Annotated in this window: 26 protein-coding genes and 1 riboswitch; of the genes, 12 read left to right on the forward strand and 14 right to left on the reverse strand. The window is 64.5% G+C overall.

All coding sequences use genetic code 11. The features are described 5' to 3' along the window. The first annotated feature begins 18 nt into the window (after nucleotides 1-18). The 6 genes from ptsP to AB0N72_RS07980 all read left to right on the forward strand — a co-directional run bounded on the left by ptsP (nucleotide 19) and on the right by AB0N72_RS07980 (nucleotide 4096). Nucleotides 19-1719, forward strand: coding sequence for a phosphoenolpyruvate--protein phosphotransferase (gene ptsP, locus AB0N72_RS07955; protein ID WP_363934326.1), 1701 nt, complete (start codon nucleotides 19-21; stop codon nucleotides 1717-1719). Nucleotides 1720-1749: 30 nt separating this feature from the next. Then, the gene (locus AB0N72_RS07960) at nucleotides 1750-2028 is read left to right on the forward strand and encodes an HPr family phosphocarrier protein (protein ID WP_363934328.1); all 279 of its coding nucleotides are present in this window, start codon (nucleotides 1750-1752) and stop codon (nucleotides 2026-2028) included. Nucleotides 2029-2080: 52 nt separating this feature from the next. After that, nucleotides 2081-2503, forward strand: coding sequence for a helix-turn-helix domain-containing protein (locus AB0N72_RS07965; RefSeq protein ID WP_363934329.1), 423 nt, complete (start codon nucleotides 2081-2083; stop codon nucleotides 2501-2503). Between the two features lie 66 nt (nucleotides 2504-2569). Beyond that, nucleotides 2570-2818 carry a hypothetical protein gene (locus AB0N72_RS07970; RefSeq protein ID WP_363934331.1) on the forward strand — a complete coding sequence of 83 codons (249 nt, stop codon included), beginning with the start codon at nucleotides 2570-2572 and terminating at the stop codon, nucleotides 2816-2818. Between the two features lie 84 nt (nucleotides 2819-2902). After that, nucleotides 2903-3688, forward strand: coding sequence for an alpha/beta hydrolase (locus tag AB0N72_RS07975; protein ID WP_363934332.1), 786 nt, complete (start codon nucleotides 2903-2905; stop codon nucleotides 3686-3688). Between the two features lie 144 nt (nucleotides 3689-3832). After that, nucleotides 3833-4096 carry a DUF6480 family protein gene (locus AB0N72_RS07980; RefSeq protein WP_363934334.1) on the forward strand — a complete coding sequence of 88 codons (264 nt, stop codon included), beginning with the start codon at nucleotides 3833-3835 and terminating at the stop codon, nucleotides 4094-4096. A gap of 9 nt (nucleotides 4097-4105) precedes the next feature. Here the strand turns inward: AB0N72_RS07980 and AB0N72_RS07985 are convergent, their stop codons facing one another. Then, nucleotides 4106-5170 (reverse strand): ATP-dependent DNA ligase, encoded by a 1065-nt coding sequence (locus AB0N72_RS07985; RefSeq protein WP_363934335.1) that lies wholly within the window; start codon nucleotides 5168-5170, stop codon nucleotides 4106-4108. 262 nt (nucleotides 5171-5432) lie between these two features. Continuing rightward, nucleotides 5433-5585: riboswitch (cyclic di-AMP (ydaO/yuaA leader) on the forward strand. Between the two features lie 14 nt (nucleotides 5586-5599). Here AB0N72_RS07985 and AB0N72_RS07990 point away from each other — a divergent pair. Continuing rightward, nucleotides 5600-6808 carry a hypothetical protein gene (locus tag AB0N72_RS07990; protein WP_363934337.1) on the forward strand — a complete coding sequence of 403 codons (1209 nt, stop codon included), beginning with the start codon at nucleotides 5600-5602 and terminating at the stop codon, nucleotides 6806-6808. A 188-nt stretch (nucleotides 6809-6996) separates the two neighbouring features. Here the strand turns inward: AB0N72_RS07990 and AB0N72_RS07995 are convergent, their stop codons facing one another. After that, nucleotides 6997-8211, reverse strand: coding sequence for a helix-turn-helix domain-containing protein (locus AB0N72_RS07995; RefSeq protein ID WP_363934338.1), 1215 nt, complete (start codon nucleotides 8209-8211; stop codon nucleotides 6997-6999). A 208-nt stretch (nucleotides 8212-8419) separates the two neighbouring features. Here AB0N72_RS07995 and ald point away from each other — a divergent pair, with 208 nt between their 5' ends. Further along, the gene (gene ald, locus AB0N72_RS08000; protein WP_363934340.1) at nucleotides 8420-9538 is read left to right on the forward strand and encodes an alanine dehydrogenase; all 1119 of its coding nucleotides are present in this window, start codon (nucleotides 8420-8422) and stop codon (nucleotides 9536-9538) included. Between the two features lie 122 nt (nucleotides 9539-9660). On the opposite strand, the gene AB0N72_RS08005 is transcribed toward ald, so the two are convergent. The 9 genes from AB0N72_RS08005 to AB0N72_RS08045 form a co-directional block, all read right to left on the reverse strand. Then, a complete protein-coding gene (locus tag AB0N72_RS08005) occupies nucleotides 9661-10455 on the reverse strand; it encodes a hypothetical protein (protein ID WP_363934342.1) in 795 nt (264 codons plus the stop codon). Next, nucleotides 10452-11003: a sigma-70 family RNA polymerase sigma factor gene (locus AB0N72_RS08010; RefSeq protein ID WP_363934343.1), complete on the reverse strand. Its 552-nt coding sequence runs from the start codon at nucleotides 11001-11003 to the stop codon at nucleotides 10452-10454. The genes AB0N72_RS08005 and AB0N72_RS08010 overlap by 4 nt, the downstream gene beginning before the upstream one ends. An 88-nt stretch (nucleotides 11004-11091) precedes the next feature. Beyond that, nucleotides 11092-11805 (reverse strand): hypothetical protein, encoded by a 714-nt coding sequence (locus AB0N72_RS08015; protein ID WP_363934345.1) that lies wholly within the window; start codon nucleotides 11803-11805, stop codon nucleotides 11092-11094. Between the two features lie 141 nt (nucleotides 11806-11946). Next, nucleotides 11947-12993, reverse strand: coding sequence for a Gfo/Idh/MocA family oxidoreductase (locus AB0N72_RS08020; protein ID WP_363934346.1), 1047 nt, complete (start codon nucleotides 12991-12993; stop codon nucleotides 11947-11949). A gap of 189 nt (nucleotides 12994-13182) precedes the next feature. Further along, nucleotides 13183-14913 (reverse strand): ABC transporter family substrate-binding protein, encoded by a 1731-nt coding sequence (locus AB0N72_RS08025; protein ID WP_363934348.1) that lies wholly within the window; start codon nucleotides 14911-14913, stop codon nucleotides 13183-13185. 77 nt (nucleotides 14914-14990) lie between these two features. Next, nucleotides 14991-17150 carry an ABC transporter ATP-binding protein gene (locus AB0N72_RS08030; RefSeq protein WP_363934349.1) on the reverse strand — a complete coding sequence of 720 codons (2160 nt, stop codon included), beginning with the start codon at nucleotides 17148-17150 and terminating at the stop codon, nucleotides 14991-14993. Beyond that, nucleotides 17147-18109, reverse strand: a complete 963-nt coding sequence (locus AB0N72_RS08035) for an ABC transporter permease (RefSeq protein ID WP_363934350.1) — start codon at nucleotides 18107-18109, stop codon at nucleotides 17147-17149. Before AB0N72_RS08035 ends, AB0N72_RS08030 begins: the two co-directional genes overlap by 4 nt. Beyond that, entirely contained in the window at nucleotides 18109-19092 is a 984-nt protein-coding gene (locus AB0N72_RS08040) for an ABC transporter permease (protein ID WP_363934351.1), read from the reverse strand. The genes AB0N72_RS08035 and AB0N72_RS08040 overlap by 1 nt, the downstream gene beginning before the upstream one ends. Nucleotides 19093-19404: 312 nt before the next feature. Beyond that, nucleotides 19405-20019 (reverse strand): TetR/AcrR family transcriptional regulator, encoded by a 615-nt coding sequence (locus tag AB0N72_RS08045; protein WP_363934352.1) that lies wholly within the window; start codon nucleotides 20017-20019, stop codon nucleotides 19405-19407. A 121-nt stretch (nucleotides 20020-20140) separates the two neighbouring features. Here AB0N72_RS08045 and AB0N72_RS08050 point away from each other — a divergent pair, with 121 nt between their 5' ends. Then, nucleotides 20141-20707 (forward strand): NAD(P)H-dependent oxidoreductase, encoded by a 567-nt coding sequence (locus tag AB0N72_RS08050; protein WP_363934353.1) that lies wholly within the window; start codon nucleotides 20141-20143, stop codon nucleotides 20705-20707. A gap of 167 nt (nucleotides 20708-20874) precedes the next feature. Then, nucleotides 20875-21714: a hypothetical protein gene (locus AB0N72_RS08055; protein WP_363934355.1), complete on the forward strand. Its 840-nt coding sequence runs from the start codon at nucleotides 20875-20877 to the stop codon at nucleotides 21712-21714. Nucleotides 21715-21746: 32 nt separating this feature from the next. Here AB0N72_RS08055 and AB0N72_RS08060 read toward each other — a convergent pair whose 3' ends face one another. From AB0N72_RS08060 to AB0N72_RS08070, 3 genes are all read right to left on the reverse strand, one after another. After that, entirely contained in the window at nucleotides 21747-22286 is a 540-nt protein-coding gene (locus AB0N72_RS08060; protein WP_363934356.1) for a hypothetical protein, read from the reverse strand. Beyond that, a complete protein-coding gene (locus tag AB0N72_RS08065) occupies nucleotides 22267-23319 on the reverse strand; it encodes a hypothetical protein (RefSeq protein WP_363934357.1) in 1053 nt (350 codons plus the stop codon). Before AB0N72_RS08065 ends, AB0N72_RS08060 begins: the two co-directional genes overlap by 20 nt. A 109-nt stretch (nucleotides 23320-23428) precedes the next feature. After that, nucleotides 23429-24277: an isocitrate lyase/phosphoenolpyruvate mutase family protein gene (locus tag AB0N72_RS08070; RefSeq protein ID WP_363934359.1), complete on the reverse strand. Its 849-nt coding sequence runs from the start codon at nucleotides 24275-24277 to the stop codon at nucleotides 23429-23431. Between the two features lie 112 nt (nucleotides 24278-24389). Between AB0N72_RS08070 and AB0N72_RS08075 the strand changes: the two genes are divergently transcribed. Then, nucleotides 24390-25697, forward strand: a complete 1308-nt coding sequence (locus AB0N72_RS08075; protein WP_363934361.1) for a PLP-dependent aminotransferase family protein — start codon at nucleotides 24390-24392, stop codon at nucleotides 25695-25697. Beyond that, on the forward strand, nucleotides 25694-26122 hold the full coding sequence (locus tag AB0N72_RS08080) for a universal stress protein (RefSeq protein WP_363934363.1): 429 nt from the start codon (nucleotides 25694-25696) through the stop codon (nucleotides 26120-26122). Before AB0N72_RS08075 ends, AB0N72_RS08080 begins: the two co-directional genes overlap by 4 nt. Nucleotides 26123-26177 lie beyond the last annotated feature (55 nt).

Raw genomic sequence — 26177 nt, forward strand, 5'->3', positions numbered from 1 at the left:
GCAGGAACAGAGGATTCAGTGCAGAATTTCCAAGGAGTTGGGGTAAGCCCTGGCCGCATCATCGGTTCCGTCCGCCAGATGCCCAAGCCGGTGAGCGAGCCGCCGTCGGGCGAACGGCTGGCCGCGGACGTTGCTCCGGAAGACGCCGTCGCCCGTTTAAAGGCTGCCGCGCAGGCCGTCCATGACGAACTCAAGGCCCGCGCCGAGTCTGCCTCCGGCGACGGCAAAGCTGTCCTTGAAGCCACAGCGCTGATGGCCAAGGACACCATGCTCCTGAAGTCGGCCGCCAAACTCGTCAACGCCGGATCCTCCGCTGAGCGCGCCATCTGGGAAGCCGGCGCGTCCGTTTCCGAAATGCTGCACAACCTTGGCGGCTACATGGCCGAACGCGCAACCGACGTCCTGGACGTGCGCGCCCGCATCGTGGCCGAGCTCCGCGGCGTCCCTGCCCCGGGCATCCCTTCCTCAGACACCCCCTTCATCCTGGTGGCCGAAGACCTCGCACCGGCAGATACGGCCACGTTGGACCCGTCCAAGGTACTGGCGTTGGTGACCTCAGGCGGCGGACCCCAGTCGCACACAGCGATCATCGCCCGCTCACTCGGCCTGCCTGCCGTCGTCGCCGCCCACGGCGTGGACGGGATCACTGATGGCTCCGAGGTTTACGTTGACGGCGCCGCCGGTTTCGTGGCCGTTGAGCCTTCCGACGAACACCGCGCCGCGGCCAAGGCCTGGGCTGAAACCTCGGCGACCCTGGCCTCCTTCGACGGAAACGGCACGACGGCGGACGGCCACTTGGTGCCGCTCCTCGCCAACGTCGGAGGTGCCAAGGACGCCGTGGCCGCTGCAGGCCTCGGCGCCCAGGGTGTTGGCCTGTTCCGCACCGAGTTCTGCTTCCTGGAGCGTGACACCGAGCCTTCCGTGGACGAGCAAGCCGCGGCGTACAAGGCCGTGTTTGACGCGTTCCCAGGCAAGAAAGTGGTCCTGCGCACCCTCGATGCCGGGGCTGACAAGCCCCTCCCCTTCCTCACGGATGCCACCGAGCCCAACCCCGCACTGGGTGTTCGCGGCTACCGCACCGACTTCACCACTCCGGGCGTCCTGGAACGCCAGCTCGAGGCAATCGCCCGCGCCGCTTCGGAGTCCGAAGCCGACGTATGGGTCATGGCACCCATGATCTCCACAGCCGCCGAGGCCGGACGCTTCGCCTCGCTCTGCGCCGCGGCAGGGATCAAGACGCCAGGCGTGATGGTGGAAGTTCCCTCTGCCGCCCTCACTGCCGCCACGGTCCTGCGGGAAGTCGGGTTCGCCTCGCTGGGCACCAACGACCTCACCCAGTACGCCATGGCCGCCGACCGGCAGCTCGGCCCGCTCGCGGAGCTGAACACCCCCTGGCAGCCCGCTGTGCTCCGGCTCGTCCAGCTGACCGTTGAAGGCGCGGCCCAGGAAGGCGCAGGCCGCGACGGCGACAACAAGCCCGTTGGCGTCTGTGGTGAGGCAGCCGCCGACCCGGCCCTCGCCGTCGTCCTTACCGGTCTGGGCGTCACCACACTGTCCATGACCGCGCGCTCGTTGGCCGCCGTCGGGACCGTACTGAAGACCGTGACGCTGGAACAGGCGCAGGAACTTGCCCGCCTCGCGCTTTCCGCACCCAGCGCCACCGAGGCCCGGGAATGGGTCCGCGCCAAGCTGCCCGTGCTCGAAGAGCTCGGCCTCTAACCCTTTTTCGAACCACAGCCAGGAGAAACCATGCCAGAACGCACAGCAACCATAGCCAGCCGCTCAGGGCTGCACGCCCGCCCGGCCGCTTTGTTCGCCGAAGCTGCGGGCGAGCAGCCAGTGGACGTCACCATCGCCATGCAAGGCCAGCCCGAGGACGAGGCGATGGACGCCGCCAGCATCCTCTCGCTCATGACACTCGGTGCCGCCAAGGGTGACGTGGTGGTGCTGCGGGCCGAGGGCGAGGGTGCCGATGCCGCGCTGGACGCGCTGGTGAAGCTGCTGGAAACCGATCTGGACGCCGAGTAACCGTCACGGCGGTTTCCCGGCGCGCCCGGCTCCCTCAGGCTAGGCTTCTGGCATGGCATTGATAGCTCCCCGCGTCGCGCCGGGCCTCCCCGCTGATGACGCCCGGAATCTGGCGCGCGCACTCCAGGACAGTGACGACATCACCGTGTTCGTGGACGGCACGGTCCACCGCCTGCCGGACGAGGCGAGGGACGCCGTCGTCGACCTCCTGGCCCGACTGGGCCGGGGCGAAACGGTGACGGTCAGCAGCGTGGAGGAAATGCTCACTACCTCGCAGGCCGCGGAGCTTGCCGGGATCTCGCATACGTACCTGCGGAACATGACCGACCGCGGCGAAATACCTGTGGAATACCGCGGCACGCATCGTCGGATCCGGCAGAGCGCCATCCTGGCCTGGCTGGAAACCCAGAAGAGGAAACAGGCCGAAGAAGCCGCGGAAGATGACGCCGAAAAGGGGCAAAAAGCGTCCGAGTGATAAGGATCAAGCAACGATCCCAGCCAACAGGCGGGCACCTGTAAAGCCCGGGGTTACGCTTGATCGGTGGGCAATTTCAAAGGGTGGCATATCGTGGCCGGTTTGGCTGCGCTTGCCCTTGCCATACCCTTGGGCTCGGCCATGGGATTGAACTTTGTTGCTACCTTCATGTTCGCGTGCACGGTGTTCGTGGCGGTGACCATGTGGACCGAATCGAAAATCGCACGACGCCGGGAAGCCGCTGAAGCGGCCGCCGCACCTGACCCTTCACATCCGGCAGCGGACCCCACCGAATCGGACGACGCCCGGGACTAGCCGCACTCCCGCGTCATCACCAACCAACAGCATGCTGTTCAATAGCTGTATGGCTTTTAGGTTTCCTTCCATGGCTTGGCCCGCATGAGCGCACTGGTGTCCGCCGACGTCGAGGTCCTCGGCCTGAGCGGACGTATCCTCTGGAAGGAGGGCACTCCGGCGCCGGGCGAGGCCTCGGATGCCACGCCTGCGTACGTCCTCATCCACGGGATTGGGGTGTCGCACCGGTACCTTGCCCGGCTCCACGCCGTCCTGGCCGCGGCTGCACCGACCTACTCACTGGACCTTCCGGGCTTCGCGGGCACTCCCCGGCCGGAACGGCAGCTGTCAGTTGAGGACTACGGCGCATTCATTGCCGAGGCCCTGGCATCCCGCGGGATTGATTCCTACATCCTGGTGGGCCACTCCATGGGGGTGCAGTTCGCTATCGAGGCTGCCCTGCACCGGCCCGAAGCCGCGCGGCACGTGGTGCTGATGGGTCCGGTTGTTGATTCCCGGCACAAGAACCTCATGCGCCAATCCCTCGCCCTGACCCTCGATGGCATCCTTCGCGAGAGCCCGTCGTCCAACTGGATCGTCTTGTCTGACTATCTTCGCTGCGGACCCCGCTGGTACTTCACCGAGCTGCCCGTGATGATGGAATACCCCACGGAGGATCGCCTCTCCCGGATAAAGGTCCCCGTGTTGATTCTGCGGGGAAGCCGCGACCATGTAGCGGGGCCGGAGTGGTCGCTGCGGCTCTCCAGGGCTGTGGCGCAGGGTCGCCTGGTGGAGATTCCCGGCGTCGGGCACGTGGCCCAGCACATGCGGCCCAAGGCCGTGGCAGATGCCATCCGCAGCTTCGTTACCGCTACAACGCAGCACCGCTAAGCGGCCGGCCGCTTGAGCGCTGGGCGCCTGGCCGCTCAGGAACGACGCCGGCGCGCACCCGGGTGCCCTTGTTGGGTTCGGCCGAATCAGGCTAGGCTGGCGGGGCCAGCAAATTAGTAAGTCTGCTTACGAAAGGGTGCCACCATGACCAGCTATGACCCGGAAGACGATCCGCAGACCTTCGGCGTGAGCGGTGCTACCGGACCCATCGACACCACTGCCGAGGCCGACAGCATCCACGAAGACCCCGACATGCGCCAGGACGAGGACGACGACCCCGCATCCTCAGCCAACCCGGACCCCTTGGACGGAAATATCACGGGGCTGGAGCCGGGCGGCGGAGTGCCACCGGGAGAAACCCCGCCCGCCGAAGGCAGCATGAGCAGCGACCAGGGGCACGAAGAGTAGTACCGGCACCTACGGGAGGCTCAATATCTGCCCGAGATCGTACTCGGCAGGTTCTTCCAACTGGGAGTACGTGCAACTCTCAGGGGTCCGGTCCGGCCGCCACCGGCGAAACTGCGTCGTGTGGCGGAACCGATCGCCCTCCATGTAGTCGTAGGCCACCTCAATCACCAGTTCGGGGCGCAGGGGGACGAAGGAGAAGTCCTTGCCGGCACTCCACCTGCTCTGGCCGCCGGGCATCCTCGAACCCCCGGGAGCGTCCTCCTGGCTGGCCCACTCGCCCCAGGGGTGCTCGGCAAACTCCACCTGATACGGTTCGAGCTCAGCCACCAAGGCTTCCCGTTTTGCCATGGGGAATGACGCTACGACGCCCACGTGGTGGAGCCGCCCCGAGTCATCGTAGAGGCCCAGCAGCATCGACCCCACAACCTTCGCCGTCTTGTGCCAGCGGAATCCGGCCACCACGCAGTCGGCGGTGCGTTCGTGCTTGGTCTTGAACATCACCCGCTTGTTCGGCTGGTACGTCCCGTCCAGGGGCTTGGAGAGAATCCCGTCCAGCCCTGCGCCTTCGAGCTGCACGAACCATTCCTGCGCACGCTCCAAGTCGGTCACAGCAGGCGTGACGTAGATGGGTGGCTCGGCTTTGGCCAGTGCCCGCTCCAGGACGGCACGACGCTCCGAAAACGGCTTGCCCGTCAGGTCTTCGTCGCCGAGCGCGAGGATGTCGAAGGCGACCAGGGACGCCGGGGTCTTCTCTGCAAGCATCCGCACCCGGCTGTCCGCGGGATGGATCCTCTGCTGCAGCACCTCGAACTCAAGCCGGTTGCCCTCGATCATGACGATCTCGCCGTCGATCACGCATTTGTCCGGGAGGTTCCGCTTCAAGGCCTCCACGAGCTCCGGGAAATAGCGGGTCATGGGCTTCTCATTGCGGCTGCCCAGGATGATCTCATCCCCATCCTTGAAGACGATGGTCCGGAAGCCGTCCCACTTCGGCTCGTAATGCCCTACCTCGGGGATTGCGGGGACAGATTTGGCGAGCATGGGCGAAATGGGCGGCATCACTGGTAGATCCATAGCTCATGTCTACCGGCCAGTACGGGCAGAAGGCTAGTGTTGGGCCATGGATATCTTGGCCGTGTTGGGGGCAGTCCTCGGAATTCCGACGCTCCTGGCAGGGCTTTCACCAGCCCCGAACCCTAAGCGGTAGGACCCTCCCGCAAGGGGCGACCTACCGCCCGTTACATTAATGTGACTTTACTTTCCGCCTCCTGTACGGTCGTAGGGCGACCCGAATCTCCGCTGGGCCGCTTCTGGATTGACGCCGGGCTCTGCCGCAATCCAGGATCCGCCAGACCCGCGGCAGAGACGGGGGACCCACAGTTTCCCGGGCTTGTTTTCTCCACAAGCCCTTGGGGTGAAGCCGCACCACGCGGCCGGACGGCCTCGTCCGAACCCGACAGCTAACCTCGCAGGCGTTGAGAGGCAACAACCATGTCCCCAACCATGGAAAATTCGCGCCGCGCACAACTGGAGCGCGAGCGCACCAAGCCAACCGGACGCCGTCGGGCCCAACCCAGCGGACAGGTCACCGGAGCAGAAAGTACGACGCCGGAAGCCGCCACCGCGGCAATCCCCACCCAGGTGGCACCAGCCGCAGCCGCCCCCACCACGCGCGCGGCCGCCCGGGCCGCTGAGCGGGAACGGGCAGCCAAGGCCGTGATCGAGCCAGTGGAACCCAACGCAGATCCGGTGGAACCCAACGCGGGCAGCCCTGCCCTCCCCGAACCGGCGACGGCAGCCATTCCAGTGATCGAAGCCGCCGCAGCCCCGGTGTCGACCACGCCGGGTCCTCCAACGGCGGCCATTCCCATCGTCCGGCCTGCCAGCCCGAAACAGGATCTGCCTGAACCGGCCACCGCAGCCATTCCGGTCGTTGCTCCACGCGAGGAAGCCGCCGCAGCATCATCGTCGGCAACAGCCCGCGTCGTGACGCCGGCGCCGGTGACCGCAGCAAGCTTCCGGGCTACATCTGCTTTTGACCGCGAGCCGCAAGCTGTCCTGCAGAAAGCCGCGTCCGTGAAGCACATGAGCCAGCGCATGGCAGTCATTGCAGGCGCACTGGGCTTGGTGCTGACTGCAGGCGGGCTGGGGCAAGCGTTGGAACTTCCGTTCTTCGGGCAGGAATCCCCCACTCAGGAAGCCGGCGGCAGCAAGGACGGCCAGGACCGGCAAACGGGCTCGGCCGCCCCGGCACCCCGCGCTTCCTACACCACGGCCTCCTCCCCATCTTCGTCGGGCTCGGCTTCGTCCCAGGCGGGCCAGCCTGGCACGGTACCGGAGGAACCCGCCGAGGTTTCGCCGTCGTCGGTTCCCTCACCGCACGTCTCGCTGGCTGCCCCTGTCTGGGTCCCCTCGGCGGCCGCTGCGGTGCCGCCAGTTGCGGCGCCAGCGCCCGGAACGGCTACGCCGGCCCCGGCACAGCCTGCACCTGCTCCCAGCGACGTGCCCTCTGACACGGTCACCACACCGCCGGCCACGGCAACCCCGACGCCGACGCCCACACCGGCTCCGCCGACTGCCACTCCGACGCCGACTCCGACGCAGACCGAGACCCCCAAGCCCCGGCCAACCGGCAGTCCCAGCGCCACCGTCAAGCCACAGGCCAGCACCTTGGAATCACTCCTTGACGCCGCCCAAAAGGCGTTGCAGTGAGCACCCGGATGCCCCGCACCAACGTGCACACCGGATGGCATGGCAGGTACTGCAGCAGCAGCCGCACGGCCACCTTCCGGCGCCGGATGGGCCGCTGGAGTTGCCAACGGCTGAAGCGCTCCTAAAGGCTGAAACGAAAGAGGCAGGCACCCACGGTGCCTGCCTCTTCCGCGTTGATTGCCCAAGGTTCAGATCCGGGGCCTCCCGGCCCAGCGTCGCGCCTTCAGCGCAGCGTGCAGTTCGAGGCGGATCGCGCCATTCAACGGATCCGCACCGATAAGTTGGCGGATCCGGCCGAGGCGGTTGTAGATGCTGCTCCTGTGGAGGTGAAGTTTGGCTGCAACGTCCTGAACCGCGCCGTCGTTGTCATACAGCAATTCAAGGACCGGCAGGAGTTCACCGTTCTTGTCCTGGTCCTCGAGCGTCCTGAAATGCACGGAACCGGTGTCGTCCCAGCCTCCTGGCGCCAGCAAACGGTCAAAGAGCTGGTAGACCCCCACGGAGCGGCTGTCCACCAACTCCCCCAGCTGGGCGTCCACAGCGGCAGCCTGGGCGGCAACCTTGGACTGGCGGTAGGCCCCCGCCAATTGGCGAATCACGTGGAACGGCTCGCTGATCCCCAGGATGACCCTGTCCACGGTCCTGCCGGCGCGCTTGGCGAGCTCAAGCTGATAGTGGACCAGGACCTGGGCGTGGTCGGCCCGGCCGCCGGATTCCCGGAACAGGACCACCGAGTGAGTTTCCGTGCCGGCGCTGAACAGCGCGGGGTTGACGCCAATGGTCGACTGCAGCGCGGCGGACCGGTGCGTGAGGGTTGCCGCGATGGGATCGACGTCGGACCGGGCACCGTCGGCGTCCAGGATGGTCACCAGTTGCCAGGGACCGCGGCCTTGGATTTCCTTCCAACCGGCCACGGCCGCGACGGCGTTGGACTCTCCGCCGCATGCCGAGAGGAACTCCTGCTCGCGCCTGCGCCGGAACTCGGACTCGGCTGTGTTCGAGTCCAGGAGCAAGCCGGCCAACAGGTCCAGTTCGTCACGTACGCCGGGCAACTGGGCGAGGATCGCCGTCGCGCTTTGCTCCTCAAGGTCCTGCTGCACCCATAAGTAGCCCACGCGGAAACCGCGGACCAGCAGCGGCACGCAAACGCGGCCCAGCATCCCGAGTTCGTCGTTGGCGGGAACCACCACGGGACGGACGGCGGTGGAGATGCCGTGGGACAGTTGCCAGGCGCTGACGTCGCTGGGGACGCGCTTGCTGAGCAGGAAGTTCACGCGGACGCGGTCGGCGTGGGATTGGTTGGAGCTGTAGGCGAGCAGGACGCCGTCGAGGTCCTCCAGGGACAGCCCGCGGCCAAGCTTCAGCGCCACGCGCTCAACGATCTGTTCCACGTCCTGCTGCATCCAAAAAGCGTACCAACAGCAGGCGACACTTGACGCTCCAGCACTCGACAAATGTCGAGCTACGCACAAAAACTCCCTTGATTTTCCGGGGTTTTGCTCCTCAGCGGCTGCCAGCTCCATGTCGCCTGCCTCACAGCCGGATTTATTCTGGAATCACAGCCCACAGCAAATCTTCGGCCCAACAAGCCGCAAACGATGGAGCCAGTAAATGATCATCGGCGTCCCCAAAGAAATCAAGAACAACGAGTTCCGCGTAGCCATTACCGCTGCCGGCGTCCACGAGTTCCGCACCCACGGACACACCGTCCTGGTTGAGCGCGGCGCAGGCCTGGGCTCGGGCATCACCGACGAGGAATACTCGATCGCCGGCGCTGAAATCGTCAACGAAGCCGATGACGTATGGGCCCGCGCCGACATGGTCATGAAGGTCAAGGAACCCATCGCGGCCGAATACCACCGCTTCCGCAAGGGCCTGATCCTCTTCACCTACCTGCACCTCGCCGCAGAGCCCGAGCTCACCGCCGAGCTCATCAACTCCGGCGTCACGGCCATCGCCTACGAGACCGTGCAGGAAGGCCGAACCCTTCCGCTGCTCGCCCCGATGTCCGAGGTCGCAGGCCGCCTGTCCGTGGTTGTCGGCGCGTCTTCGCTGATGGCTCCAGCTGGCGGCAAGGGCGTCCTCCTGGGCGGCGTACCGGGCGTCCGCCCGGCCAAGGTTGTGGTCCTGGGCGCCGGTGTTGCGGGAACCAACGCCGCCGCCATGGCACTGGGCCTCGGTGCCGATGTCACCATCATGGACATCAACATCAACCGGCTCCGCGAACTCGATGCGCTCTACCAGGGCCGCCTGAAGACCGTCGCGTCCAACGCCTACGAGATCGAGAAGTCAGTCATCGACGCAGATCTCGTGATCGGCTCCGTCCTGATCCCGGGCGCCAAGGCTCCCAAGCTGGTCACCAACGAACTCGTCTCCCGCATGAAGCCGGGCTCGGTTCTGGTGGACATCGCAGTGGACCAGGGCGGCTGCTTCGAGGACACGCACCCCACCACCCACCAGGAACCGACGTACAAGGTCCACAACTCGATCTTCTACTGCGTTGCCAACATGCCTGGCGCTGTTCCGAACACCTCCACGTACGCACTGACCAACGTCACCCTGCGTTACGCCGTGGCACTGGCAAACCTGGGCGTCAAGGCCGCGTTCGACCGCGACCCCGCCCTCGCCGCCGGCCTCAACATCGCCGCAGGCCACGTGGCACACCACTCCGTTTCCGAGGCGCACAACCTGCCCCTCGTCAACGACTGGCACAGCCTGGTTTCCGCCTAGTAAGCCAAGCTCGACGGCGGGGTGCGGCTTCCACACGAAGCCGCACCCCGCCGTCGTGGTTTAACCCCTCCGCCGAGTGGGCATTTAATGACAATGTTTCCCGCAAACATTGTCATTAAGTGTCATTTCGCGGGCAGTGAAGGGATCAGCTGCGAGGGAACCGGCACGGGAATGTCCGACGGACCAAGCTTGGAGGGATCAAGCTTGGAAGGGTCGATCTCCGGAGGTGTGACAGGCAACGACGGAGGCGCGGGAAGTACGCCCTTGCCCGGCTCGGGGTGTGCGGGAGCCTTGGGAGCCTGGGAATGGTTCCCGCCCGGCGTGGGACGCGGATCAGCGTGGTCGGAGCCGGCGGGGGTGTTCGGGGCAGGGTTGGTCCCGGGCTGGGCGGGGACCACGGCAGGCTGGCTTTCCTGCTGGACGGGGCCCGGTTCCGGAGTGGGCGCGCTGGGCTGCGGCGCGTTGCCCGAACCAGGGGTAAGTTGTGAGACCACCGAACCGATGGCCGCGCCAAGGTGTTGGAAAGCTCCCGGAATGCCGCCCTCCGAGGCCGCCGCCGCCGTCGCGCCGCCCGCCAATGAAACCGCCACGGCAAGGCCGGCGATGGCTGCGCGCCGCTTCTTCCTTCGCCGCGCGGCCAGCTCGTCGGCAGGGGCAGCCTGCTGCGTTTCCTCCGCTGGCGCGGTAGCCATCAGTTGCGTGGCCGCAGGCGCGGTGGACATCAGTTGCGTGGCCGCGGAATCGCCCGCCATCAGTGCGCGGACGGCGTCGGACGGCAACGGAGCCGTGTTCGCCAGGGAGCGCAGCGCCAGCAGTTCGGTGCGCAGATCGCTGTTGCCCTCCAGCCCCGCGTCCGCCAGCATGGAATCGATGACCTGCTGGTCGTTGCCGCGGCGGGGTGCAGTGTTTTCGCTCATGATGTGCCGTTCCTTAGTAGCGCACGTTTTTTCAGTGCGCCCAATGCCCTGCGCTGCAGTTGTTTCACGGCTCCTTGGGACTTGCCCATGATCTCCGCAGTTTCTTCCACCGACAGGTCGGCGACGACCCTCAGTGCCAGGACCTCCCGGTAATCCTCGGCGAGGTCCTCCAAAAGTGCCGTTACTCCCAGGCCCGTTACTCCCCCGAAGGCCTGGTCTTCCGCCGACGGCGTGCGGCGGGCGTCAAAGTCGGCCTCGTAAGGCGTGGAGTCCGGGGTCCGTTCGCGTTTGCGGTAATGGTCCACCATGCGGGCATGCGCCATGGTGAACAGCAACGTCTTGGCCCCCTGGAGTCCGCCGTGGAGGGTGTCCAGCTTGGGATACAGGGCCAGGAAGACGTCCTGAGTTACGGCTTCGGGATCGTCCACGCCCCGTGCTTTGAGATAGCCGAAGACCGGCCCGGAGAAGGCGTTGTAGGCAGCCGTGAAGAGCAGGGCGGGATCGTCGTGATCCGCCTGCAAGTATTCATCAGCCAAGGGTTCAAGCACCCGTGGACGCCTCCATCCCGCGTTATGTGGCAGGGCTCCTTGTCATCAAGCCAAGGAGCCCTGCCGTTAAACCGTAGCCGCTGTGGGCTTAGCGGACAGAATCGACGGGTGCGCCGTGAACAGCCGGAACCTCAGTGGGAACCTGGGTGGGCAGGGACGGTACGGCCGGGACGGCAGGCACTGCGGGTACGGCCGGGGTGGACGGAACAGCAGGCACGGCGGGGACTGCCGGAACCGCCGGCGTGGCCGGAACTCCGGACTTCACGGAAGCATCGACGTCGGCGTTTGCCTTGGCGTTGCCGTCGACCTTCAGGCCGGCAGCCTTGCCGGCTTCCACCACTGCGGTGCAGTGTGCCTTGACGTTGGCTTCGCCACCGGCAGCAATGGTCAGGGACTTGAATCCGGGAACCTTGGTGTCGGCCTGGAGGCCGCCGTTGAGGAACGCGGTGCAGAGGCCGAATGCCTCAGGTGACGTGGCATCTTCGACGTCGGCCTTGGCAGCGTTGACGGCGTCCGTCGCCTTGGACTTGCCGGCCTCTGCAGCATCTTTCGCTGTTGCCTGGGCGGTCTCGACGGCGTCGCTCGCCTTGGTCTTGGCAGTTTCGGCTGCCTCGGCTGCTTCAGCGGCCTTCTGGGTGGCAAGGGGTGCAGGGGCGCCAACGACGTCGTGCGCGGTCTGCTGGATTTCGGTGGGAAGTGCGCCATTGAAGGCTGCGACGCCGGTTCCGCCGACAGCTACAGCTCCGGCAGCCAGGACGCCTGCGGCGACTTTGCTGGTGGCAAGGACAGTGAACAAGGACATGAAACCCTCCGACAAACGATTTTGGGATTGCCCCGGCAGCTGTTGGGTGGCTGCCGGATGATCAGCGTGCGGACGTGGCCCGCACTCCCTCTACATCGCTGGGACCGCCCGCGAGGTTACGCCTTGTCCAAAAATTTTTTCCTAGGCCAATGCCCGGGCTTGTTCGATCAGCTTCAGGACCTCCACGGGACCGGCTGGATCCACCGGCAGGGGGCGCTGGGAGGCGGTGCCGCCGTCGTCGAGTTTTTCCGCAAGGAGACGGTAAAACTCCGGATACGCGCCGCGCTCGGTGGGGATGGTGGTCCGCTGGCCGTCCACTTCCAGCGTGCCGTAGTTTTCTTCGGGTTCGACGCCGTACGCCGGGTCCGTGGGCAGCCCGCCTCCCAGGACAAACGGCTCCTGCGGGTCGGTACCGAACTTCACGAACCCGCCATCGGTGCCGAGGATCCGGAAACGCGGGCCCTGCACGTGGCTGCTGAGGTTGAGGGTGACATGGTTGAGGACGCCTGAATCGTGCTGGAGAACCAGGAAAACGTCGTCGTCGGCGCTTTCCTGCGGACGGCGCGCCTGGATTTCCGCATAAGTCACGGTTGCCGGGCCAAAGAAGCGGAGGGCGAGGTCCAGAACGTGGGTGCCGAGATCGAACAACACCCCGCCGCCGTCCTCTGCCGTGGCACTGGCCTTCCACGCCTTGGCGATCTGCGGCGCCCAGCGCTCCATCCCCAGCTCGACCCGGGTCACGGTACCCAGCGTCCCGGCGTCGAGCAGTTTCTGCACGGTGAGCGCATCGCCGTCCCACCGCCGGTTCTGGTACACGGTAAGGACGCGGCCCAGCGTGGCGGCGAGTTGGATCAGTTCCTCGCCTTGGGCGCTGTGGATCACGAACGGCTTGTCGACGACGACATCGAGCCCGGCTTCCAGCGCGGCTTTTGCCAGCGGGAAGTGGGTTGCGGGCGGCGTGCCGAGAACGATGAGGTCCAACTGCCCGGCAAGAGCCAGGATGTCTTCCGGGGTGTCGACGATCCTGGCATGGGGGTACTTGTCCCTGGCTTTGGCTTGCCTTGTTTCGTCCGAGGTTGCGATGACGGCAAGTTCGTAGGCGGGATTGGCAGCGATGAACGGCGCGTGGAACACGCTGCCCGAAAGCCCAAAACCTGCGACGGCGGTGCGGATCGGCTTGGAAGTCATGCCCCAAGGCTACCGACCCTCGCTCATGTAATAACCCCTTCCCGCGAACCCTCCTTCACCTTATGAGCGAGCGCCCGCCGGAAGCACGTGGGATGTGAAGGAGGGTTGGGGGACGGCGAAGGCCGGGCCCTTCCGAACCGATCAACTGGTTCGGAAGGGCCCGGCCTTCAGGAAACTACAGCGTGGGGGCTACTTCTTGGCGCCCTTTTCCCAGCCGAGGGTGGTCCAGTCCGGAACGTTGGAGAGGCTCTTGAACAGGGACGGACCGTAGTTGGCCAGGCCCTTCTGCACGAACTGGATCTCCGGCCCGTTCAGGACGGTACCCATGGAGAAGTACTTCTCCATGTGCTTCTTTTCCACGTCCATGGCCGCCTTGTTGCGCTCGGCGTTGTCCGCCACTGTGGAGAGACGCTTGATTTCGGCGTCGAGCTCAGCATCTCCCAAGCCGTTTTCATTGGTGGTGGAATCGTAGTACTGCTTCACGGCATCAGTGGCATCCGGGCCTACGGTGTATCCCGAGATGGTCACATCAAACTCGCGCGAACCAACTACCTTGCCGAAGTCAGCGTCACCGCGCTGGTCAATGGACACATCCATGCCCGCTGCCTGGAGCTGCTTCTGCAGGGTCTGCGATGTAGCAGCCGTAGTGGGATCGTCACCGAAGTTGGTGATCTTGAAGGATACGGGGACGCCGTCCTTGGCCATAATGCCCTTGTCGTTGGCGGTGTAGCCAGCGTCTGTGAGGACCTTCTTGGCAGCGTCGGCGCCGGTCTCCTTTACGGGGTAGTTGTCCTGGTAGTACTCGGAGAACGGCATGAGCATCATGGAGCCCGAGCTTTCTTCGGACCAGTTCAAGCCGTTGAAGCGTACGTCCCGGATGGCTTTGCGGTCGACGGCGGTGAAGATAGCCTTGCGCACGGCGACATCCGTCAGCGCGGGGCGTTTGGCGTTAAGGTTCAGGCCGCCCGCGAAGAGACGCTGGCCCCGGCGTACATCTGCATCCTTGGTTCCTTCGAGCTGCTTGTAGCGGCCAAGCGTACGACCACTGGTGGCGTCGATTTCACCGTTCTTGAAGGCTGCGATGGTGGCGCTCGGTTCCATTTGGCGCCAGACCACCTTGTCGAGGACCGGCTTCTGGCCCCACCACTTGTCGTTGGGGACCATGGTGACAGTCTTGGCCGTGGTGTCGTAGTTCTCCACCTTGAACGGGCCAGCCATCCATTCCGGGTGCATGTTGCCGGCGAAACCGGTGTTAAAGATTTCCGGCGTGTTGATGGCCGGGTGAATCAGGCCGAAGAACAGCGAATCCAGCGGGTAAACAGGCTGCGTGGTGGTGACAATGACTTCCTTGTCGTTGGCCCCGGCCTTCACGGAATCCACGTAAGCGTAGTTACCTGCGGTGACGATGTCGATGGACTTGTCCTCGCCGCGAAGCATCTTCCACGTATTTTCGAAGGTCTTCACATCGATGGGAGTGCCATCGTTCCACGTGGCTTTGTCGTTGACCTTAATGGTGATGGTCTGCTTGCCATCCTTGACTTCGCTCTTGACGTCTTCGCAGAAGTCCTTGTTCGGCTCAGCCTTGCCATTGAAGTCAAGCTTCCAGCAACCACCGATGCCGCCGCTGCTGATGGCGGCTGTGTTGACCGGCGTCAAGACAGCAGAGGTGTCGGCGCTGTTGCCCACATTGGAGAAGCCGTTGAAATCCGGTCCGATGCTGCCCACGGCCAGAGTGACCGTGCCGCCCTGTTCCAGGTCCTTTGCTTCCTTTGCATTGACGCTGATCAGCTTGCTGATGTCGCCGCCTGCTGCTTCTGCCTTCTGGGAGGCCGGACCCGACGGCGTTCCCCCGCCGCCGCATGCGGTCAGCATCAGCGCCGCTGCAACAGCTACGCCGCCGATCGTCGTGTACTTCTTCATGGTGTGCCCTTCATGTTGTACGACTGAAATTTCATGTACGAGTGAGACCAAGGATTTACTGGATGCGTCATATGTCGTCAGGCATGCACCACCAGCATGTCGGCATCAATTTCTCCATCCGGGAAGAAGCAGGCGAAGTCCTGTCCGCCTTCCTTCTCCGACGCCAGTGGCGGCTCCAGGGTAAGGCACTTCTCCTGCTTGGCGGCAGGAAGAGCGGCGAACACTGGGCAGCGTGTGGCGAAGTTGCATCCCTTGGGCGCGTCAAGCGGGCTCGGCAGATCGCCCTGCAGGATGATGCGTTCACGGGTCCGTTCCAGCTCGGGGTCGGGCACCGGGATCGCGGACAGCAAGGCTCGCGTGTAGGGGTGCCGTGGGTTGTCGAAGACGTCGTCCACATCCCCGGTTTCCACGATCTTGCCCAGGTACATCACGGCCACGCGGTCCGAGATGTGGCGGACCACTGAGAGATCGTGGGCCACCATGAGGTAGCTGAGGCCAAGTTCGGCGCGGAGCTTGTCCAAGAGGTTGATCACCCCGGCCTGGACGGAAACATCCAGCGCCGACACAGGCTCGTCCAGGACCACGAGCTTGGGATTGACGGCGAGCGCGCGGGCAATTCCGATGCGTTGGCGTTGGCCGCCGGAGAACTGGTTGGGGAAGCGGTTGACATGGTCCGGCTGCAGGCCCACCAGCTTCATGAGCTCCATGATCCGCTTCTTGATGGCGGCCTTGGGCATCCCCAAATTCTCAAGGGGTTCGGCCAGGACTTCGTACACCGTGAAGCGGGGGTCCAAGGCGCCCGTGGGGTCCTGGAACACCATCTGCATCTCTTTGCGCATGGCCATGGTGGTTTTGTGATTGGTTGCCGCCTTGTTGCTGACGCCGCCGATCACTACCTCGCCCACCTGGTCCGGGTGGAACTCCATGATTTCCAGGAGGGTGGTGGTCTTGCCGCAACCGGACTCGCCAACGATAGAAACGCACTCACCCTCGCGGATGTCGAAGCTCAGCCCGTCCACGGCTTTGACCGTCCCGATCCGTCGCTTGATCAAGGCACCCTTGAGCAGTGGGAAGTGCTTCTTCACGTCCTTGAGTTCCAGGACCTTTTCGCGCTCGTGGCGGGTGACGCCGTCGAACTTTGACACGGGCTTGGGCGGCGCATGGAAGATCCGGTGCGCGTCCGCGTTGCCCGACAACTCCTCGGATTTGATGCAGGCCGCCTTGTGTCCCAGAGTCTGGCCGTCCGTTCCGGGTACAGGGAACAGCTCCGGCTCGCCGTGCAGGCAGGCGTCGCTGACCAGCGGGCAGCGGGCCGCGAACGAGCATCCGGTCACGGGCAGCGCCAGGTTTGGGGGCGTTCCCTCGATTGGCACCAGCGACTGCTTGGTGGCCGTGTCCACGCGCGGAACGGCGCCGAGCAGGCCCAGGGTGTATGGCATCCGCGGGTTGTAGTAGATGTCCTGCACGGTTCCGGTTTCCACCGGTTTGCCCGCGTACATCACCATGATGTCGTCGGCCATGCCAGCCACGACGCCGAGGTCGTGCGTGATCATGACGACGGCGGCCCCGGTTTCCTCCTGCGCGGTGTGCAGGACTTCGAGCACCTGCGCCTGGATGGTGACGTCGAGCGCCGTCGTGGGTTCATCGGCAATGAGTACCCGCGGATCGTTGGCGATCGCGATGGCGATCATGACGCGCTGGCGCATGCCGCCCGAGAACTCGTGCGGGAAGGCTTTCAGCCGGTCCTTGGGGCTCGGGATGCCCACCATCCGCAAAAGGTCGACGGCGCGGGCTTCTTTGGCCTGCTTGCTCATGGTGGGGTTGTGGACCGTCAGCGCCTCAATGATCTGGGTGCCAACCGTGTAGACGGGCGTCAGCGAGGACAGCGGGTCCTGGAACACCATGGAGATGTCGCTGCCGCGGTGTTTGCACATGGCTTTGTCGCTCAGGCCGAGCAGTTCCTTGCCTTTGAAGCGCACGGAGCCGGTGATGTCCGCAGTCTCGGGGAGAAGGCCCATGATGGCCATGGAAGTGACCGACTTGCCGGATCCGGACTCGCCCACGATGCCCAGGGTTTTGCCGGGCAGGAGGTCGAAATCCACGCCCCGGACAGCGTGGACCACGCCGTTTTCGGAGTTGAAGCGGACGTTGAGGTCGCGGACGCTCAGGACTGCATCGCCGGGGGCATAGAGTCCGGCGTCGCGAAGACGCTCAGCGGGGGTGATGTTGGTGCTCATTTGTTGGTCACCTTTGCAGTCTTGTTCTTCGCCCGGCCGATCGAGCTGGAGCTGGGGTCGAAAGCGTCACGGAGGCCATCGTTCATCATGGCCAGCGACCCCGTCAGCAGGAACATGACAGTCAGGGGGACCCAGAACATCCACGGGAAGGAGGACACCTGGCCGGTAGCTTGGCCGATCAGGACACCGAGGCTGACGTCAGGGAGCTTGATGCCGATGCCGATGAAGGAGAAGGCGACTTCGGCCAGCACAGCACCGGTGATGCCGCGGGTGAAGTCGAGCACCAGCAAGGAGCCGATGTTCGGGACCAAGTGGCGCCACACGATCCTGCGGGACGGGACGCCCATGTACTTAGCTGCTTTGACGTAATCGCGCTGCATCAGGGACATGGACAGTGAGCGCACAAGACGGGCGGTGCCCATCCAGCTGAAGAACAGCAGGACCACGATCAGCAGGAGCCAGCTGGGCAGGTTCTTGAGGCCACCGCTGCCGCTGGTTGCCACAGCCACCACCAGGATGGCGGGCATCATGATGAGTGCCTCGAGGATGAACAACATGGTGGCGTCCACCTTGCCCCCGAAGAACGCCATGGTGCAGCCGTAGACGGCGGAAATGAGGACTGATACGCCGCCAACAATGAGGCCGATGAAAATCGAAATCCTGGTGCCCTCGACAATGAGGGCCATGAGGTCGATGCCGGCCTGTGTCGTGCCCAGCAAATGGTCCGGAGACGGCGGCATACCGATGTTCAAGGGATCAATCGTGTCCTTGTCCCACGGCGTCAGGAATCCGCCGAAAAGGGAAAACAGGAACAACGCCAGGAAAATGAACAAACCGGCGACGGCGGTCCGGTTGCGCATGAAGCGACGGAAAATGATGCGGGACTTGCCGATCACGACGTCCTGGTCAGCTACGCGGGACTCGTCGATCTCTGCGATCGGGTCAATGATATTTGTCATTACTGGACCCTCACTCGTGGGTCGACCAGCGTGGTGGCGAAGTCGGCCAGGATGGCGCCGATGGCGAAGATGACCGAGCCGTAAGCCAGCGTGGCAGTAGCTACGTTGACGTCCTGCAGGCCGATGGACTGGATGCTCCACAGTCCGATGCCTGGCCAGGCGAAGATGGCCTCGGCGAAGAAGCCGCCCGTGAAGATCGCGGGGATGGTGAACGCGATGCTTTGGGCCACCGGAATGAAGGAGACCCGCAAGGCGTGCTTCCTGATGGCCTGGTTTCGGGTCAGCCCTTTGGCCCGGGCAGTGCGGACGAAGTCCGCGTTGACGTTGTCCAGGAGGTATTGCCGTTGCGCGATCTGGTAGCCCGCCCAACCGAAGACGGTCATCGCGAAGGTGGGCACGGCGTAGTGGGCCACAAGGTCGACGAAAGCCGGCCAGCCAGGGTCAATTCCTGGCGTCGAAATTCCCGTGACGAAGAAGATGCGCTCGCCAACGGCCTCATTGATGCTGATGGCGCCCAGCTGCACCAGGAAATAGGCGATGGGCGCAGGGAGGATATGGACCAGGTAGCTGTAGGACGTAATGGCGCGGTCCTGGAATTTGTACTGGCGGGCGGCGGAATACACGCCCAGGGCCACGCCAATGATCAAGGTGAGGATGATCGACGCGATGAAAAGGCGGGTGGAGACCATCACGCGGTCCGCGAATTCAGCGTTGACGTACGCGCCGTTCGGACTGCGGCCCCAGTCCCAGCGGGTGACAATGCCGCCCAGCCACTCGACGTAGCGCTCCCAGGCGTTCTTGTCCGGGTCCAGGCCGAGTCCCCGGAAGGATGCGGCTACCTGCTCGGGAGTTGGCCGTGGGATTTTTTCTTGCTCGAGGACAGCCGGTTTGAGGGACGAGACTGCCAGGAAATACCCGGCACTTGTGGTCAGGAAGATCATGATCAGGTAGATGCCTGAGCGCTTCAGCAGATATTTCAGCATGTCGGGCGGCTGCCCCGAATCGTGGCAAAACTCAAAGCTCGTCCTTCCGCGGTTCCCGGCTGTGGCCGGCGTCAGCTACGAAATGGCGCAGCGGGTGGTTTGGGTCCCCCAACGCCCCTTCAGTGATCACCGGGCCGTGTATGGCATGGGTCACATTCAAGAGGAAACTACCACAATAAGTGCTTCACGTTTTGCTTCCACGGTGGCACTTTAGCGCCTGCAGCCAGATTGTTATGTGCACGCTGCGTCACGATAACGACGGCGGCGCCACCTATTGCGCGCCACTCTGGGAAACCGTGCAGCTACTGCCCGCTAGGAAGCCTTCAGGAGCCGGGTGATGAGCTCACGCCACGAATCGGTGAGCCGCCGCGGCGACACGCCACGGACCCGCACGTCGTCGACGATCCTTTCCGGGTCCAGCGCATAGGTCAGGGACATCGCCATGACCCAGGGATCTGCGATGCCGGCCTCCCGCAACAAGACCTCCATATGCCGGTGCGAAAGCTTGGTGGCGGGGACATCGAACCGGTTGCGCGTCGCAGCACCAGCGGCCCTGAGCAGTTCACCGTTTTCGAGGACGAAGTAGATCCGACCCTCGCCAAAAGCCACCAAGCGATCCGCCGGAGAAGCGCCCGGACCCAGCGGCGGTGGCCCGAACATGAAACCACGCTGGAACTCCGACTCAGCATCACTCAACAGGGTCATCATGAGGCCCGCCCGGCTGCCGAAACGGCGGAAGACGGTCCCCTTGCCCACCTTGGCCTTGCACGCGAGCGCGTCCATGGTCAGGGCTTCCGCGCCGAACTCGTCCACCAACTCGCGGGCAGCACACAGAAGGCGCTCGCGGTTCCGGGCGGCATCGCTGCGCTCGTGCGGTAGCCCGGGCGTCCCCAATGGCGCATCGGGCTGGAGGGGGATGAAGCTCACAAGAAACATTCTAGACCCGGGAATAGAAACCGGACCGTGGTCCGTTTAGTATCGGTGAAGGCTTCAAAGCCCAGAAACCGCAGGCCGGAAAGCAACCCCCGGCCCGACACAAGGAGACACCATGTCCAAGAGCACCGTCCTGACCCTCGTCGGCAGCCTGCGCGCCGATTCCCACAACAAGAAGCTCGCCGAGGCCATCCAGCTGAACGCACCCGAAACCGTTGAGGTGCAGATCCACGATTCCCTGGGCAACATCCCCTTCTACAACGAAGACATCGATGTCGAAGGCCAGGTCCCCGCTGAAGCCGCTGCCCTCCGCGCCGCAGCCGCCAACGCCGACACCCTCCTGCTGGTCACCCCGGAGCACAACGGCACCGTGCCGGCCTCGCTGAAGAACGCCATCGACTGGCTGTCCCGCCCCTTCGGCGCCGGTGCCCTTGCAGGCAAGCCGACCGCCGTCGTCGGAACCGCCTTCGGGCAGTACGGTGGCGTCTGGGCCCAGGATGAGGCCCGCAAGGCCGTCGGCATCGCCGGCGCCAAGGTCCTCGAGGACGTCAAGCTGGCCGTCCCGGGTTCCATGATCCGTTTCGCTGAACTGCACCCGAAGGACGACGCCGAGGTCGTAGAGCAGATCAAGGGTATCTTCGAGCCGCTGACCGCCGCCCAGGACGAAGAAGCAGCAGCCTAGTCATTCACCGGACTGATGCCCCCGTTCCGCAGCTTGCGGGGCGGGGGCATTTTCTGCTTCTGCCTGCTTCTGCCCGCTTCTGCCCGTGGCGTGACCAACTCTTGTCCGAACCGTCACCGTAACGGCATTTCGCCTCCCGGCTTCCAGCCCTAACGTTGGAGATACAGGTGGACGGACAGGAGCGCGGGGCTGTCATGCATGCCGGACGGGGACCAAAAAGTACGACGACGATCACGGCTGCCTGCCTCGCTTTCGGCCTGTGGATTGCCGGCTGCACCCCGACTCCCGAAGCTGCGCCTCTCCCGAGCGCCGCCCCTCTCCCCACCGTGTCCGTGCTGGCGCCCCCGTCCGTACCGCCCAGCATCCCGCCCGCGGCTTCTCCCCCTTCCACGGTGGTGACCCCCGGGCCAGGTGTTCCCTCCGTTGCGGTCCCCGCCGAGCCGCCCCCTGCCTCGAGTTCCGCTCCGACACCAGCGCCTGCCCCACCCAGCAGCCCCGCACCAAGCACCACCAAGCCGGTTCCCGTCGTCGAGCCTTCGCCGGAACCGGGCACCAGCGCGCCCGAACCTTCGGCAACGGCCACGGCGGTTCCGGTGGCTTCGGAGGCTTCCGGGCCGGCGGTTTACTACGTCGCAATCGACGACGGCGGGGCGCGCGGTGTGCGGTTCGGCTGCAACGACAGCCTGGTCCCCGTGCGCGGGGTGGCTGTTCCGGGCGACCCGCTGTCCATCGCGCTGGGACGGTTGCTGAAAGCCGGCATGCCAGTGGACAGCGACGCCGCACTCTACGATTCGTTGGCGGACTCGTCGCTGACGTTCCTTTCCGGGTACATGAGTGGTTCCACTGTGGTGGTGAACCTTAGCGGAACGCTCCGACCAGGCGGTGTCTGCGACATTCCCCGCATCCAGGCCCAGTTGACCCATACGGTTGTGTCCGCCACTGGGGCGTCTCGGGCCGAGATCTACATCAACGGCAGGACACTGACGGAGGCGTTGAGCGTGCGGTGAGGAGGTGCTGGCTGTAGCGGATTTGGCTACGGCTAGGCAGTCGCGATTGCCAGTACCCGCCGGAGCGCCCAAGCCACGCGCAGCAAAGCCAGTACCGAGGAAAACGCCAACACGAAGACCAGCGCTTCGGGAATCCACAGGCCGGTGGGCGCATCTCCTTCCAGGACAACCGTTACCAAGGCTGCCACCACCAGCAGGCCCAGCCCGGGAATGGCGAACAGGAAGACCTCGCCAATTTGGCGGCGATGGGTTGCCGAGAGCCTTTCCAAGGGTAGCTCGCGTTGCCCGGGCGATGCTTTCTTGCCAAGGACGTTGATCAGCATGGAAACACTGGTGAGCGTGAGCCCAGCGGTAGCACCCGCCAAGGTTGCGAGTGTCTGGAACAGCGCCCGCCGTGTACCGGCGTCGACATGTTCCAACATCAGGGGTTGACGTGCCACAGCAGCGATACCCACCCAGAGAACGACAACCACGCCGGCCCACAGAAAGTCGGCGGTGGGATGCAGCAGAAACCACCGCCACAGGGTCCTGCGGCGACCGGTGCGTTCAACATCAACCTCGTACAAGCTCATGGCCCGCTCCGTCGTGGGGTTCACCGCTCGCTTGGGTCTCTTCCTCAGCGCTCACCACGGCCGCAGCCAAGGCAGCTCGAACCGTGGCCATTCCACCGGCGACGATGTCCGGCACCAGGGCGTTATCGGCCGAACCCTTGATCTCCGGCAAGGTCCTTGCGAAGAATGCTTCGTTGTCCCTGGCCTGCTTGTTGAGGATCGAAATTGCCTCCTCAGTGGACTTTTGGGGGTCGTTGAAAACATCCGGATCCACCTCGATGTGGGAGATGAACCGCTCCTTCAACAAATCCACTACCTCTCGCTCGCCAGTCAACGAGTCCTTGCCCTCGGCCACAACGTAATCGAAATGCTCCACGGAACCGGCCTGGCGGAAGGAATCGATCAACCGCTGAATGCGCTCCCGGATACCCTGCTTCTCGTTCGCACTGCCTGACCTTCCGACGCTCAAGGAAATGCGGAATGTTCCCTGGTTCATCAGCCGGGACGCACTGTCCAGCACGTCAGCCCATTCACCCTCCATGAGCTTCCCGGACAGGCGCTCGGCAGGAAGGGCGAACTCAAAGCGGCTCACCTCCAGACGTGCCAGGATCTCCTCGATATCCTCGCGCACCACCGGAACCAGAACCGGCTCCAGCCCCAGCATTCCCTCGAGGTACTCCCCCATCCGGGCCGCCCTGGGGCCGTTTCCGCTGGTCAGCACGGCAATGACGTTGCGCTTGAGGAACGCGAAGTAGGTGGTTTCCAGCAGATGATCTCCCGGTGCCAAGGGCAACGCCTTGCGCCGGCCGAGCGCATCGCCAACACTCGGCAGGTTGGTCTCCCGAACCCGGTCAAGGATCAGCACAGGGATAGGCGATGACGCCACCGCCCCTGCGAGCAGCACCGTTCCGTCCGCACTTGTGAAGTGGCGGTCCGTTCCGGCGTCCTGGGCCTTTTTCAGGACGCCGACCACACGGCGCGCAGGAAACGGACGGCTGAGCTCATCCCCATTCAGCTGCTCAATCCGCCAGAACTGCACACTGCGCCGTGCCATGCGCCCTCCCCTCACGAGCTTCTTAGCTTCTTAGCTTCTTTACCCAAGGTATCGGCGAGGTCCGACAATAAAGCCGGGCGCCGCCGTCGTGCGTTTACTGTCGGGCCGGCTAGAGGCTGTATTTGGGTCCCTGCTGGAACAACGCATCCATTTCGTCGTGGCTGCGGGTGCCGGCAAGGCCCGCCCAATTTCCGTCACCGAGGATCTCCGTGGCCACCCGCGCCACCTTTGCGTAGGCGGCTTTGGCGGTGTTGCCTCCAATGCTGACGCGACGGACACCGGCGTCGTGCAGTTCAAGGGGCGACGGAGCGCCAACGCCCGCCAGCGCGTTCAGCGGCGCCGGAATCCGGCCGGAAAGCTCGTGAAGGACGTGCAAATCGACGACGCCGGGCACGAAGATCCCGTTGGCCCCCGCGATGATGTACGACTCGGCACGCCGGAGGGTTTCGTCGTAGGCCGTGTCGGGGAACTGGCCGGACAGGTAGGTGTCCGTGCGGGCGTTGATGAACAAAGGGATGCCGCGTTCGTCCGCCACCAAACGGATCAGGGCGATGCGACGCGACTGCTCGTCGATGTCGGTGAGCGGCTCCTGAGCGGAATCTTCGATGTTGATTCCCACAGCTCCGGCGTCCAATACGGCATGGACGGTTGCACGGAGTTCGTCATCGGTGCGTCCGTAGCCGGTCTCGATATCCGCAGTTACCGGCAACGAGGTAGCGCCCACCACCCGGCCCAGCGCCGCCATCGCCAAGCCCCACGGCACGTGGTCGCCATCCCGGAAGCCCAAGCTCCAGGAAACGGCGGAACTCGAGGTGGCGATCGCCGTCGCGCCGGCTTCCTGGACAACGCGGGCGGAAGCCGCGTCCCAGACGTTCACCAGCACCAACGGCGTGGGTCCGGCATCATGCAGTCTGTGGAAGTGCTCGGCTTTTGTCACGGATCCCCGGTGTGCTGTCATAGCTACATTCCAGCCGCTCAGGCCCGCGCCGTAAAGCACGGACAGCAAAACGCGTGCCGTGCTTGAAAACAAGTGTTGCCTAATTAGCAACATCGGGGAGTATCCTGTGACTGTGACCCACGAAACATTGGATGCCGGCGCAACGTTGCCCGCTGAAGCCATCGACGCCATTGAGCGGGCCGCCACGGCCGCTCACCCGCACGAGGAATTGTTCTCGGCGCGGGCCGCCAACATCAAGCAATCCGCTGTCCGGGATGTCTTCGACATCTCCATGCAGCCCGGGCTTGTCTCCCTGGCCGGGGGTAACCCGTACCTCCAGTCGCTGCCTCTGGAAAAGCTGGGCCAGACTGCCGCGCGCATCATCGCCGAAGAAGGGATGACCGCCCTGCAGTATGGCGGCGGCCAAGGTACCGAGGAGCTCCGTTCGCAGATCTGCGACATCATGGCCGCCGAGGGCATCACCAACGCCCTGCCGGAAAACATCGTGATTACGGCCGGATCCCAGTCGGCGCAGGATGTGGCCACCAAGGTCTTCTGCAACCCCGGCGATGTTGTCCTGGTGGAAAACCCCACCTACGTGGGCGCCCTGAACACTTTCGAGGCGTACCAAGTGCAGGTTGAATCGGTGGAAATGGACGACGACGGGTTGGTGCCTGAGCTTCTTGAGGCAAGGATCGCGGCGCTCCAGTCAGAGGGCAAGAACATCAAGTTCCTCTACACGATCCCCAACTTCAACAACCCCTCGGGCATCACCTTGGCCGGGGAGCGCAGGCAGCGCATCGTCGATATATGCCGTGACGCGAACATTATTGTGCTGGAGGACAACCCCTACGGCCTCCTGCGCTTCGACGGTCATCCGATTGCCCCGATGCGCGCTGGGAACCCGGACGACGTGATCTATCTTGGTTCATTCTCAAAGATCTTCGCCCCGGGCCTTCGCATCGGTTGGGCTCTTGTTCCCGCCCATTTGCAGCGCCGCTTCTACCTGGCTTCCGAAGCCGTGACGCTCTGCCCACCGCCGCTGAACCAAATGCTCGTCTCTGCATATCTGCGTGACTACGACTGGAAAGGCCAGATCGACACCTACCGCACGCTCTACGCCGAACGCTGCCAGGCCCTCCTCTCCGCCCTGGACGAGTACATGCCCGCAGGCCTCACCTGGACACGGCCCGCCGGCGGCTTCTTCGTTTGGGTCAGCCTTCCTGAGGGTGTGGACACCTATCCACTGCTCGGCAAGGCGATCGACGCCGGCGTCGTCTTCATCCCCGGTGCCGCTTTCACCCCTGCGGACGGCCCCTCCAACAAACTCCGTCTGGCCTTCAGCGCGGTGCCGCCGGATACGATTGCCGAAGGCGTGCGACGCCTGGCACCTGTCCTCGCAGACGCCATCAGAGCCACCAATGAAGGAGCAGCACAATGACCGGAGTTGTGATTGTCGGAGTAGACGGAAGCGAGACGGCCATGCGGGCGGCGCAGACGGCGCAACAGTTGGCTCTGGGACTGGGGGCCAGCCTTCGCGTTGTCAGCGCTTTCGACAGCAACCGGACCGAAGTTGTTGAGATCGGCACGGATAAGTGGATTGTGTCCGATGCTGCCGAAGCCGAAACCGTAGCGCGCACCGTTGCCGGACGCCTCGCCCACGAAGGCCTTGAAGTGACGTATTCAGCAGCCCGCGGCAAGCCGGGCGAAGCTTTGGTCAAGGAAGCCGAAATCCAGGACGCCCGGCTGATCGTCGTGGGCAACCGCCGCATGCAGGGCCTTGGCCGGGTGCTGGGAAGCGTGGCCAACACCGTGGCCCACAGCGCCCCCTGCGATGTCTACATCGCCAAGACGGACCAGCCCTAAAGCGAGCTGTATCACGCGGCCGGGTGGGGAGACTCACCCGGCCTTTGGCGTCTTT

The sequence above is a fragment of the Paenarthrobacter sp. NPDC089307 genome, from assembly GCF_040685055.1.
GTDB lineage: Bacteria > Actinomycetota > Actinomycetes > Actinomycetales > Micrococcaceae > Arthrobacter.